Source organism: Catenibacterium sp. RTP21428st1_D7_RTP21428_210409, from assembly GCF_040227455.1.
In the GTDB taxonomy this organism is placed as follows: domain Bacteria; phylum Bacillota_I; class Bacilli_A; order Erysipelotrichales; family Coprobacillaceae; genus Catenibacterium; species Catenibacterium mitsuoka_A.
Map to the genome: position 1 here is coordinate 24,184 of NZ_JBEHVX010000016.1, position 10,403 is coordinate 34,586.

The window sequence follows — 10,403 nt, forward strand, 5'->3', positions numbered from 1 at the left end:
TAAAAAAAGCCCGGTATAACCGAGCATAGAAAAAGCACCAACCTTTTCAAATTGATGCTAAAAAATATATCTAATTTTTATTTGTTTTTGTTGAAATCTTCTATTTTCTTTTTAACTGTTTGATAGTAAGAATCTGTCCATTTTTTAGAATAGTTATCCTTATGTTCCTCAATTATAGAACCATCATTCTTTTCTAAATCGAGCACATCATAATTATCAGTGACAAATACCCCTTTAATATCAAGCCAATCTATAATTTTACTGAAGTCCTTATTAAATGAATTAATCCATAATTTTGTATTTGGTAATTCATAGGTTGACTCCATTTTACATTTTTCATCATTGCAATACAGTTTTAAATCGAAAAGAAAATAGTCTATTCTGTCTCCAAAAGTTGAATACCTAGATGTATTGATTCCACCTTTTTCTTTTGGAAAAAACATAATTGGCGTTTGTCTGCTAATAATATATTCATCAATGAAATTATCATTAAAACCTATGTGTTCATAAATTCTGTTTTTTGATATTAATGCATCCACAGTACAAATTATATGATCAACTTCTTTAAATCCACTCGAATCTAGCGCATACCCATCAGGATCCTTATAATACTCTTTAAATATTTTCCAACCTTTATCAGTATACCCATATTTGGTGGTTACTGTATCAAATAAATCTAAATTAAATTGATATATATCATGGTAAGTTAACAACATTAATGAACCTCCTAAACTTTGTTTGTCTTTATTTCTTATAACAACAATTGTAATTAAAATTTTCAGAAAAGTCATTAGTAATTAAAACTTATCAAAATCCTCTTGCGTAGCTAAATTTTCATACTTAGCAGAGTCATTAGCTTTCTCTGTCCAAATGTCCATAACCATGCCAATGGTTAAATAATCTAAATCTTGAATAGATAAGCCTATCTCTAAACTTCGCAAGAGAAATAGCGGTGTTGTCATCTCCCTGCTACTTTTTTTAAGTTTTTTTTAGAGTCAATATCCGTTATAAGATTTGTACCCCAAAGTGCAAGAATTTCCGGTAATACCTCATAGATTGAGAACATATCAAACTGGTCTAACCATTCATCAATATCTGCAGGAATTGTATGGTCTGCATGATAAGCCATGATGTAAGCCACATTTTCAAAAATCTCTAAATCATCAATTGCGAATTCTTCTCCATCAGCCTGTGCTCCCTCATATGATTTTTCAAGTTTTGCTAAATCCTTAAAAATATCACGTTTGAACTTAGCACGATAAAGACGAGGAATTGTAGCAGATGAGCGAAATGCTACTTCCTTACCACCAACATTAATTGTTTTCTTAAGCATCCTTAACACCTCCTGCTACTTTCCTACTTAACGCTTGGACGACTTCTTGAGCTTGAGGGATATATACTGATTTATACCACTCAGCGTAAGTAGACTCACTTGTAGAATCACCTGTTCTACTTTTTACAAGACCATCTTCTCTTGGATCTGCTGTAAGTGATAATGTTTCTGTTCCCGGCTCAATCGTATCTTCCTTTGTTTCAGATTCAATAGATGGACGAGATGCCGTACAGTTATATAAAACATGACGAATGCATCTAACATCTCCATCAAACTCAAATAGCAGTGCGAATTTTTCCATTTCCGCTACTGTAGCATTCTCAACAAGTACACCATTCTTATCAAGTTCTTCTTTTAAAATCTCAGTTCTAAACCATTCAGGAATAAGTGCCATTTCAAGATCACCACTGTATCCATTGTTTGATACACTTCTAAAATAAACAATTCCATCTGCATAAAACGGTGAAGTATCCCCTTCGGCATCTAAACTGATACTAACAGCACCTGGAATTGCTTTTGGTGTTTCATAAGTGTATGTTCCATCCTCTGCTTTTGTAAGTTTTGCAGCGTGGACATTTTTAAGGTTATATTTAATTTTATTACCCATAAATTTTAAGCCTCCATTTCAAATGAATATAGGACTTCAAATAGCTTTTCACTATCAATCCATGTTTCAAGTTTCTCGTAGTAAATACCAAACTTATCAAGCACAGATTCCACTTTTCTTTCTACCGATAAGTCCTTAAAATCGGTATAAAGTTCAATATTGATTTCATTTACTTTTAAATATGCTATTCCGTCAGCAGCAAAGTTATCTGTGCCCGGTGTTAAATAGCATATAAAAGGTGGAGATGGACTTTCTCCCTCTGCAAAGTGATCATAAGCAAAAGGAATGCCTATCTCTTTTAAGATTTTAACTACTTCTTCCATCATCTACCTCCGAGTGCTTTATCGATTTCTTTTTCAAAAACCTCAATTGCTGACTCCTCTGCTTTCGCAATATGTGGTTTTGCAGCAACTCTTCCGCCACCTCGTTTAGCATGACCATGCTCCAAAAGATGTGCAAGTTGATATCTGTTTTTGGAATGAACAGTCACTTCAAGAGAATTAGATGTTTCTTTGGTCTTCTTAACAGTCCAACTTTTAGAATATTTGCCTGTATCCTTAGGAGCTGATTCAGAGATATCTCTTCTTACTGAATTGCCGGCTTTCCTTACTGCTTTTTTAACATCGTCAGTTGCTAAATCTGCATATTCTTTTAAACCATCCATAATTTCTTTGGCTAGGTTATCAATCTTAGTTGCCATCATTTCTCACTTTCTCACATTTAAATTTCAGTGATTTCTTTTTAAAGTTCATGTGGTCAATTGAAATGATGTTATATATCTCATTATCAAAAATGATTCTATTTTTAGTAGTTTCCATGTTTGATAGGATATTACAATATCGAGTGGTAAAAGAAATATCTGAGTCTTCTACAAGAACTCCCGCAGAAAACTTTTCAGAACCACCCTCACCACTGACAGTTGCATAGCAAGAATAAACATCATTCCAAACATTTCTGTGATTTCCGATTTCATCAACTATTACTTCATTTTTCTGAAAAGTGATACGAACATTAAGTAATGCAATATCCATCAAAACTCACTCCTTCGTATTCCTTCAAGCAGGCTTCGAAGTGACAATGTTAGTGCATGATGGTCAGCATCTTCTCTATGTTCATACAAGTAAGCAACTGCATACATCACCGCAATCTTAGAAGATGGAATATCAGACAGTTCATCTACAGATAATCTTGCTATATCCGCACAGAGGTTTTCTCCTGTAGTAATAAATTCTTCGATTAATAAGTCATCATCATTAAAATCAACTCTTAGATAACCTTTCATTTCTTCTAAATCAACTATCACTATCATCACCTCATTTCAATAAATGTAGGCAGTGCCATCACATAACAACACTGCCTTAAATTATTATTCAGATTTCAACTTCAAAATCTTAACTGCTTCTGGAAGTACAAGCTTTCCATCGACTCTTTCTTTTGCAACATAACCAATCATGCCATTACCAGCAAACAATTCTCTAAGTTCTGCAAATGAGCGAGAACCACGATCACCGATATTGTAGTAACTGTAATCACCAAAAGCAATCGCATTTTCAGGTGCAAAAGAAGAAGTATGAACTGCATAACCAAGCACCCTGTCTGGTTCTCCTTCTTTATATGATGGTTGCCAAATATACGCACCATTGTTATCCTTTAACTTTCTAAGTGAAGCAAGTGTAGCATCGTTCATGATGAAAGACGCATTTTTACGATAAGGTCTCTTAAGTCCATATACTAAATCAATAAGGTCATCTGACTTAATTGCTGCAGTTAATGTACTAACAACTTGACCACCTCCGGTTTCTGCGAAAATGCCTGTAGGCTTTCCTTTACCATCACCATTAAGGAAAGAATCCTCTTCTGCATTGGCAAGCGCCTTACCAAATTCAGTGATGATGTAGTTTTCAAGTCCAAAGGCACTATCATATAAAAGTTCTTCTGTTACTTTAATTGCTACATGAAGTTTAAAGGCATCAAGATTGATTTGGTCGAAAGTTGCATCACCAAAAGTAAGTGCTCCGCCTTCTTCAATCCAAGCTGCTGCAGGTTTTGTAGCTGCAATATTAATCTTATGCAAACCAGAAGTAGTGATGATTGTCGCAAGACCACGCATGATGTTTTCTCCTTCAAGCACCTGAATCAAACGCTTATCGTATTCTTCAGGTACTAAATAACCACCATCGCCATCTACACCTTCTTGCAAGATGTTACTTACATTGCGGAAATTAGAACGCATAGCAGAAAGCATGGCGTTTTTGTATTCTTTTGACTTCACACCTGTCATTTTCTTATCGTCCATTTCAGGCACATAAGGTTTTCCTGTAATTGGAGAATTCATAGGTTTGCTAAGTTCATGATCTCTATCTAATGCACGTTGCTGACGTTCAATAGACATGGTCAAATCTTCGATTTCTTTTTCCATTTTGTTATAGGTCATTGTATCCTCTTCAGATAAAACACCTTCTTTTTCATGGGTTTCAACAAAGTTCTTTGCTGTTTCCCATACCTTTGCTCTTTTCTCAATAAGTTCTTTAATAGTCATGATTTTTTCCTCCTTAAATAAATCGTTTCATGAAATTTAAACGTTCTTTGAGTTCACTAGCAGATGTTCCTTTAACTTTAGGAACTTTGATTTCTGCCTGTTTTGTTACATATTCATTTGACACTCCATAGTGTTTTTCTAACTTGTTTTGGAGTGTATTACTGATAGCAGTACGTGAAAAAAGCATTGAATCTGTCATGTTGTTTAGACCTTCAATGCTTTCTTTTTCTTGTTCATTTTTTGTAATCATGTCATCAGCAAATCCAAGTTCAATGGCCATGTTTGCATTCATCCAAGTTTCTGCATCCATCAAATGACTTAACTTTGACCTAGATAAACCCGTTTTAATAACATAGGCATTGATAATTGATTCTTTAACTTCATCTAACATTGCCATCGTTTTTTGCATTTCAGCGTGATCACCAAATGCAAATGTAGCAGGATTGTGAATCATCATCATGGATACTGGTGACATAAGCACTTTATTCCCTGCCATCGCAATTACCGATGCTGCACTAGCTGCAATACCATCAATTTTTACTGTTACATTTCCTTTATAATCAGTAAGCATATTGTAGATTTGAGCAGCAGCTACACAATCACCACCGGGTGAATTAATCCAAACCGTGATATCTCCACTTCCAGAATTTAACTCTTCCTTGAAAAGTTTAGGAGTAACATCATCATCGAACCATGACTCTTCAGCTATCGTGCCGTAAAGTTCAAGAATTCTCTCTGTTACTTCTTCGCTTTCTTGGTTTTGAATCTTTCGATTCTTGAAGTTCCAAAACTTCTTGCTCTTCATTTCCTTCCTCCTCTCCATTTAATGTTTTAGGATTATTTGCAAATATGCCGGCATCTTGAAGTTTGGTCATGTTGCCATTAATGAGATACAAATCACCGCCAAGTTCCGTTGGGATTCTATCGAGATTTTCTAGTTCTCTTATATCATTTGCTGACATCCATCCATTCTGTCTGGCTGTGGCATATCCGTTCATACGGCTTTGATAATCGCCGCGAAGTAATCCATCTACATTAAATTTAATAAAATATTCTTTCTTCTCATTATCGTTTAGTAAAGAACGACACATATTTTGCTCCCACCTTGAAACCCAAGGGTCAAGGGTGTATTTAACAAATTCAAGAGATTGTTGCTCAATATTAGAAAAGCTCGACTTTTCAAGGTCACCTACCATATGAGGTGGGACTCTGAAAATTCGAGCAATCTCATCTATTTGAAATTTTCTTGTTTCTAAAAACTGTGCCTCATTTGGAGAAATAGAAATCGGTGTATACTTCATTCCTTCTTCGAGCACAGCAACCTTGTGAGAATTTGAACTTCCTCCAAAAGTCTGCGACCAACTATCTCTTACTTTCGATGGGTCTTTTAAAGTCCCCGGATGTTCAAGAACACCGGAGGGTGCTGCACCATTTGCATAGAACTTAGATCCATACTCTTCTGCAGCAATGGCAAGACCAATCGCATTTTTAGCCATTGCAATCGGAGAATAACCTACTAATCCATCAAATCCAAGTCCTGGTATATGCATTACTTCATCAGGTGATAGCTTTACTGATGAACCTTTATTTGTAGGCGCATCATCTTGACTTACCATATACTCATAGTAAAGAGTTCCATGCTCATCTCTATCGACTTTCATTCGATTTGGCATTAAGGGGTAGAGTGCAATAATCTCGCCCTTACCATTTCTGATAATTTGAGCATAAGCATTGCCCCACAAAAGCAAGTGTGTCATGAGTGTTTCTCGAAACACAAAGCTTGTCATTTCCGGGTTTGGCTCATCATGAATAATTTTATATAAATTATGGTTTATTGCTTTTTCTTTACCTCCATCCTCGTTATAATGATAAAGATGAAGAGGTAAACCTGCTATCGCCTCTGAAAGAATTCTTACACACGCATAAACTGCAGTCATCTGCATGGCACTTCTTTCATTTACATTTTTCCCAGCGGTACTCGCTCCCATAAAAAACGAGTATGCACTACCACTAGTTCTGTTCTTAGGTGCATCTCTAGTTTTAAATAATCCTGAAAAAATATTCATTTCATTCCTCCATCACAAAATTTAAAAGAAAGGACAAGTTTTATGTATCCATCGTATTCACTTAAAAATACTCGCGGAAAAGATAAGGCTCCACGAAAACGTCAAATTAAACCTATAAGAGAATTAACTGTATCTTCCGTCAGTGGTCATGATTCAAGCGAAGTTCCTGCCATTAGAATTAATGGCAAATGGCTAGGGGACTACGGCTTTCATCAAGGAGATAAAGTTACAGTAGAATGTAAAGAGGGAGAACTTGTAATCAAGAAATTAGAAAACAAGTAAACCTCTAGTATCATAAACAGATTCAGATATTTCATTTCCACAGCGAATGGCTCTATCGAGTGCCATGATGGTTGCGATTGCACCATCAATTTTCTCTGTGGATTTTTCTTTATCAGCTTTAATATTGCCGGCCGGATCTGTTCGAATATAGATGTTATCCATATTCCATCGAAGAACAGGATGACCATCATGAGCAACTTTTCTCTCAAGAACTAATTTCATTAATTCTTTAGTAGGTGGGGACATATCTTTAAAACCCTGTCCGAATGGAACAACAGTAAATCCCATTCCTTCTAGATTTTGAACCATCTGAACAGCACCCCATCTATCGAATGCAATCTCACGAATATTGAATTTTTCTCCCAAGTTTTCAATAAACTTTTCAATAAAACCATAATGAACTACATTTCCTTCCGTTGTTTGCAGATAACCTTTTTTCTCCCATAAATCATAAGGGACATGGTCTTTTCTAACACGAAGTTCTAGGGTATCTTCCGGAACCCAGAAATATGGAAGTATGATGTATTTATCATCTTCGTCAGTTGGAGGGAAAACTAAAACAAAAGCAGTAATATCTGTTGTGGATGATAAGTCGAGTCCTCCATAACAAACTCTACCTAGCAAATCATCTTCTCTGATTACTTCTTTGCACATATCCCATTTTTCCATTGGCATCCAACGAATAGATTGTTTTACCCATTGATTAAGCCTTAACTGTCTGAAGGAGTTTTCTTCTCCCGGATTTTGCTTAGCACTATCACAAGCTGCTTTTACTTTTTCCATTGCGACTGTAATTCCAAGTGATGGATTTGCTTTCTTCCACACTTTTGGATCTGTCCAATCCTCAGTTTCATCAGCCCCATAAATTACTGAATAAAATGTAGGGTCTATTTTTCTTCCTGCAGCAATATCGAGTGCTTTTTGATGTATCTCATAACAGATAGAATTGGTATCATTTCCGGCTGTTGTAATAAGAAAATAAAGTGGTTGCATTCTTGCGTCACCACTTCCTTGAGTCATTACATCATAAAGTTTTCGATTTGGTTGAGTATGAAGTTCATCAAAAATAACCCCATGAGTATTAAAACCATGCTTGTTGGCTACATCTGCGGATAGCACTTGATAAGAACTGTTGGTTGGCTTATAGATGATTTTCTTTTGTGATTCAAGTATCTTAACTCGTTTCATTAAAGCCGGAGAGAATTTCACCATATCCACTGCCACATCAAATACTATTTTTGCTTGGTTTCTGTCTGCTGCACATCCGTATACTTCTGCTCGTTCTTCTCCATCACCACATAAAAGAAGAAGTGCTACGGCAGCTGCAAGCTCTGATTTTCCTTGTTTCTTTGGAATCTCAATATACGCAGTATTGAACTGCCTATATCCATTCGGTTTTAGAACACCGAATAGATCCCTAATAATTTGTTCTTGCCAATCTATAAGTTCAAATTTCTTTCCTGCCCATGTTCCTTTTGTATGACAAAGCTGCTCAATAAAACTGACGGCAAAATCGGCCATGTCTTTACTGTAGTAAGAAGTATCTGCCATAAACTTTGTCGGTACATATTTCTTTAGTTTTCGAATAATAATCACCTCCAAGGCAAAATAAAAAGCCACCCACAAGTGACCGCCATTTCCATATACGAGATACAGAGCCTTTTGGCTCCATACTCGGCAATCTTTAATTGCTTTCGTTTTTAGTTGTATTCCTTCATTAAAATTGCAAGTGCGTATTCTGCTTCTTTACAAGTTGGCTTGATATCCCAACCTCTATCGTAGTTTAAGATTTCTTCTCCATCCATTCTAAGAGTTAACTTAGAAATCTTACCACCTTCAATTCCATAATCTTCGCTAGGTTCTTCATAATGTTTCACCCAATATCTAACGCTTTTGTATTTTCCATTTTCAGTTGGAATTCCAATTGTTCCTTCGCTCCACATTGTTTATGCCTCCTTTATCATCATTTTGATTGCCGGAATCTTCTTGTATTCTCCGGTACTCCAATCTGTGTATCTTGCATTAACTTCTGTAAGTCCGTTCATTTTGATACCGTACTTTTCGAATTCTGCTAAGGTTTCAATTAATCCTGAAAATGTTGAGCTGATTGTAAATTCCTTAATTTCTTCTACTCTTAAGGTTTCTGCAATTGCCGGAATGTCTCTTTCCCAAATCACATCGTTGAAATCGATAAGTTCGTTTCCAACTTCCATGCAATCTCTGTAAGCTCTGAATGTTGTGTGGTTGATTCCAAGCTCATCAAATGTTTTTCCTTTGTTTTCAGGGTTTGACATTGCTTCTTCAAATCTTCTAATTTTCTTCATTTCGTTCACCTGTGCCTTTCTTTTGTTACACTATATATCACTCTAAAAGCACATAATAGCAAGTTATATATCGAGAAAAAGTGTGTTTTTTTTGATAATTTTTAGTCATCTCCATAAAGGATAAAATGCACATATTCTTCTTTATTTTCCTCGATGAAGTTTACTAATTCATAGAAGTCATTTTCATACGCCAGTCTTTGAACCATGTAAATATCAAACATATTTGTAAGACCCGTATCTCTTATGTGAAGTATCTGCTCCTTTATCTTTTGATCCATAGTTCTAACCCTCAATCTTTCTACAGGAGTCTTCACCATAAACAACATTCAAACCACATCCGTTATCCCAGGCAACCATAATGCTTGCCGTATCATCAACGCCAATAACTGTACCTTTTGTTCCAATCGGTGGTGCTTGGATGTCATCCATCTTGGTAAGTTTAACTCTTGTTCCTGTTGGATACTGTTTTCTTACCCCCTCAACAATTTCTTTACTTGGAAATCTCATCTGTTTTTACCTCCTTTTTTGCACCATCTTTAAATGCTGAAGAACCACTTAAGTTTTTAAGTAAAACTTTTCTGTCTGCCTTAAATTCATCACCAATAAATCCTAATCGTAAAAGGAAACATCTAAATGCATACTTTTTATTTGTGACTGCTTTTTCTGTGGCATTGATTCGTTTTTGTTTCATCGTCATTTTACATAATGCCTCGATGAATTTGGTGTAGGAGATTGCCTCATCCGGATTGATTTCTTCAAACCAAGGGAATCTCACTTCATAAGCACCTATCTCATATTCTAGATGTTCAAGTCCTAATGCCTTCTGAATTAAATATCCTTTCGCATCAAGTAATGCATCCAACTTATCGATATTCACTTCATGCTTAGGAACTGCAACCGTAAGCCCCACATTTTCGCTGTGTGGGTCTTTTTCTGTTTCAGCAGTTTCTTCATTGGACTCTGAAATAAAGCCTCTTTGTGCAAGTTCCTCTAGCAAGTTTTCAACTTCTTCACTATCAGCTCTGTCATCAAATTCTAGGTTACCTTCTTTTGTGACCGTGAAATAATCAATCTCGTATGCACAAGTCGGCATATATTTATATACTGCTTTAGCACCTGTAATGTCTGAGATTGCTTTAACTAATACTTTACGATCTACTGCGTGATAATTAACAATCATGATTTCCTCCATTTCCCCGCGCCTTCGTTGCGCGGACACAAATATATAACCAAACTCAAATCCACCAAAACT

The 10,403-nt window shown here is 35.9% G+C and carries 16 protein-coding genes and 1 pseudogene; 1 reads left to right on the top strand and 16 read right to left on the bottom strand.

From position 1 onward, the window contains the following. Window positions 1-77: 77 nt before the first annotated feature. The 10 genes from ABUA27_RS04050 to ABUA27_RS04095 form a co-directional block, all read right to left on the bottom strand. On the bottom strand, window positions 78-716 hold the full coding sequence (locus ABUA27_RS04050) for a hypothetical protein (RefSeq protein WP_349820265.1): 639 nt from the start codon (window positions 714-716) through the stop codon (window positions 78-80). 242 nt (window positions 717-958) lie between these two features. Beyond that, a complete protein-coding gene (locus tag ABUA27_RS04055) occupies window positions 959-1,333 on the bottom strand; it encodes a hypothetical protein (protein ID WP_349820266.1) in 375 nt (124 codons plus the stop codon). Then, window positions 1,326-1,940: a major tail protein gene (locus ABUA27_RS04060; RefSeq protein WP_349820267.1), complete on the bottom strand. Its 615-nt coding sequence runs from the start codon at window positions 1,938-1,940 to the stop codon at window positions 1,326-1,328. Before ABUA27_RS04060 ends, ABUA27_RS04055 begins: the two co-directional genes overlap by 8 nt. Window positions 1,941-1,945: 5 nt before the next feature. After that, window positions 1,946-2,263 (bottom strand): hypothetical protein, encoded by a 318-nt coding sequence (locus ABUA27_RS04065; RefSeq protein WP_349820268.1) that lies wholly within the window; start codon window positions 2,261-2,263, stop codon window positions 1,946-1,948. Beyond that, on the bottom strand, window positions 2,263-2,640 hold the full coding sequence (locus tag ABUA27_RS04070) for an HK97 gp10 family phage protein (RefSeq protein WP_349820269.1): 378 nt from the start codon (window positions 2,638-2,640) through the stop codon (window positions 2,263-2,265). Before ABUA27_RS04070 ends, ABUA27_RS04065 begins: the two co-directional genes overlap by 1 nt. Next, window positions 2,630-2,971, bottom strand: coding sequence for a phage head closure protein (locus ABUA27_RS04075; RefSeq protein WP_349820270.1), 342 nt, complete (start codon window positions 2,969-2,971; stop codon window positions 2,630-2,632). Before ABUA27_RS04075 ends, ABUA27_RS04070 begins: the two co-directional genes overlap by 11 nt. Then, window positions 2,971-3,243 carry a head-tail connector protein gene (locus tag ABUA27_RS04080; protein WP_502879944.1) on the bottom strand — a complete coding sequence of 91 codons (273 nt, stop codon included), beginning with the start codon at window positions 3,241-3,243 and terminating at the stop codon, window positions 2,971-2,973. The genes ABUA27_RS04075 and ABUA27_RS04080 overlap by 1 nt, the downstream gene beginning before the upstream one ends. A 63-nt stretch (window positions 3,244-3,306) precedes the next feature. Then, window positions 3,307-4,479 carry a phage major capsid protein gene (locus ABUA27_RS04085; protein ID WP_320096637.1) on the bottom strand — a complete coding sequence of 391 codons (1,173 nt, stop codon included), beginning with the start codon at window positions 4,477-4,479 and terminating at the stop codon, window positions 3,307-3,309. A 13-nt stretch (window positions 4,480-4,492) separates the two neighbouring features. Beyond that, entirely contained in the window at window positions 4,493-5,284 is a 792-nt protein-coding gene (locus ABUA27_RS04090) for a head maturation protease, ClpP-related (RefSeq protein ID WP_349820272.1), read from the bottom strand. Beyond that, window positions 5,202-6,545 (bottom strand): phage portal protein, encoded by a 1,344-nt coding sequence (locus tag ABUA27_RS04095; RefSeq protein WP_349820273.1) that lies wholly within the window; start codon window positions 6,543-6,545, stop codon window positions 5,202-5,204. Before ABUA27_RS04095 ends, ABUA27_RS04090 begins: the two co-directional genes overlap by 83 nt. Window positions 6,546-6,587: 42 nt before the next feature. Between ABUA27_RS04095 and ABUA27_RS04100 the strand changes: the two genes are divergently transcribed. Continuing rightward, on the top strand, window positions 6,588-6,827 hold the full coding sequence (locus tag ABUA27_RS04100; RefSeq protein WP_349820274.1) for a SymE family type I addiction module toxin: 240 nt from the start codon (window positions 6,588-6,590) through the stop codon (window positions 6,825-6,827). Here the strand turns inward: ABUA27_RS04100 and ABUA27_RS04105 are convergent. From ABUA27_RS04105 to ABUA27_RS04130, 6 genes and pseudogenes are all read right to left on the bottom strand, one after another. Continuing rightward, window positions 6,813-8,447 carry a terminase large subunit gene (locus ABUA27_RS04105; protein ID WP_502879945.1) on the bottom strand — a complete coding sequence of 545 codons (1,635 nt, stop codon included), beginning with the start codon at window positions 8,445-8,447 and terminating at the stop codon, window positions 6,813-6,815. The genes ABUA27_RS04100 and ABUA27_RS04105 overlap by 15 nt on opposite strands. A gap of 80 nt (window positions 8,448-8,527) precedes the next feature. Next, window positions 8,528-8,770, bottom strand: a complete 243-nt coding sequence (locus tag ABUA27_RS04110) for a DUF7678 domain-containing protein (protein ID WP_349820275.1) — start codon at window positions 8,768-8,770, stop codon at window positions 8,528-8,530. A 3-nt stretch (window positions 8,771-8,773) separates the two neighbouring features. Continuing rightward, entirely contained in the window at window positions 8,774-9,151 is a 378-nt protein-coding gene (locus ABUA27_RS04115) for a DUF7698 family protein (RefSeq protein WP_349820276.1), read from the bottom strand. Window positions 9,152-9,252: 101 nt separating this feature from the next. Continuing rightward, entirely contained in the window at window positions 9,253-9,477 is a 225-nt protein-coding gene (locus tag ABUA27_RS04120; RefSeq protein WP_502879946.1) for a DUF5049 domain-containing protein, read from the bottom strand. Continuing rightward, window positions 9,434-9,658, bottom strand: coding sequence for a DUF4314 domain-containing protein (locus ABUA27_RS04125; protein WP_349820277.1), 225 nt, complete (start codon window positions 9,656-9,658; stop codon window positions 9,434-9,436). The genes ABUA27_RS04120 and ABUA27_RS04125 overlap by 44 nt, the downstream gene beginning before the upstream one ends. Beyond that, a pseudogene (locus ABUA27_RS04130) lies at window positions 9,642-10,403 on the bottom strand (hypothetical protein); the annotation flags it as partial. The gene ABUA27_RS04125 and the pseudogene ABUA27_RS04130, both read right to left, overlap by 17 nt.

Bases quoted from the DNA above. Each gene is read 5' to 3' on its own strand.
- ABUA27_RS04110 (WP_349820275.1), bottom strand. From the start codon at position 8,770: ATGTGGAGCGAAGGAACAATTGGAATTCCAACTGAAAATGGAAAATAC.
- ABUA27_RS04095 (WP_349820273.1), bottom strand. From the start codon at position 6,545: ATGAATATTTTTTCAGGATTATTTAAAACTAGAGATGCACCTAAGAAC.
- ABUA27_RS04060 (WP_349820267.1), bottom strand. From the start codon at position 1,940: ATGGGTAATAAAATTAAATATAACCTTAAAAATGTCCACGCTGCAAAA.
- ABUA27_RS04055 (WP_349820266.1), bottom strand. From the start codon at position 1,333: ATGCTTAAGAAAACAATTAATGTTGGTGGTAAGGAAGTAGCATTTCGC.
- ABUA27_RS04120 (WP_502879946.1), bottom strand. From the start codon at position 9,477: ATGTTGTTTATGGTGAAGACTCCTGTAGAAAGATTGAGGGTTAGAACT.
- ABUA27_RS04075 (WP_349820270.1), bottom strand. From the start codon at position 2,971: ATGGATATTGCATTACTTAATGTTCGTATCACTTTTCAGAAAAATGAA.
- ABUA27_RS04070 (WP_349820269.1), bottom strand. From the start codon at position 2,640: ATGGCAACTAAGATTGATAACCTAGCCAAAGAAATTATGGATGGTTTA.
- ABUA27_RS04115 (WP_349820276.1), bottom strand. From the start codon at position 9,151: ATGAAGAAAATTAGAAGATTTGAAGAAGCAATGTCAAACCCTGAAAAC.
- ABUA27_RS04050 (WP_349820265.1), bottom strand. From the start codon at position 716: ATGTTGTTAACTTACCATGATATATATCAATTTAATTTAGATTTATTT.
- ABUA27_RS04090 (WP_349820272.1), bottom strand. From the start codon at position 5,284: ATGAAGAGCAAGAAGTTTTGGAACTTCAAGAATCGAAAGATTCAAAAC.
- ABUA27_RS04065 (WP_349820268.1), bottom strand. From the start codon at position 2,263: ATGGAAGAAGTAGTTAAAATCTTAAAAGAGATAGGCATTCCTTTTGCT.
- ABUA27_RS04085 (WP_320096637.1), bottom strand. From the start codon at position 4,479: ATGACTATTAAAGAACTTATTGAGAAAAGAGCAAAGGTATGGGAAACA.
- ABUA27_RS04125 (WP_349820277.1), bottom strand. From the start codon at position 9,658: ATGAGATTTCCAAGTAAAGAAATTGTTGAGGGGGTAAGAAAACAGTAT.
- ABUA27_RS04100 (WP_349820274.1), top strand. From the start codon at position 6,588: ATGTATCCATCGTATTCACTTAAAAATACTCGCGGAAAAGATAAGGCT.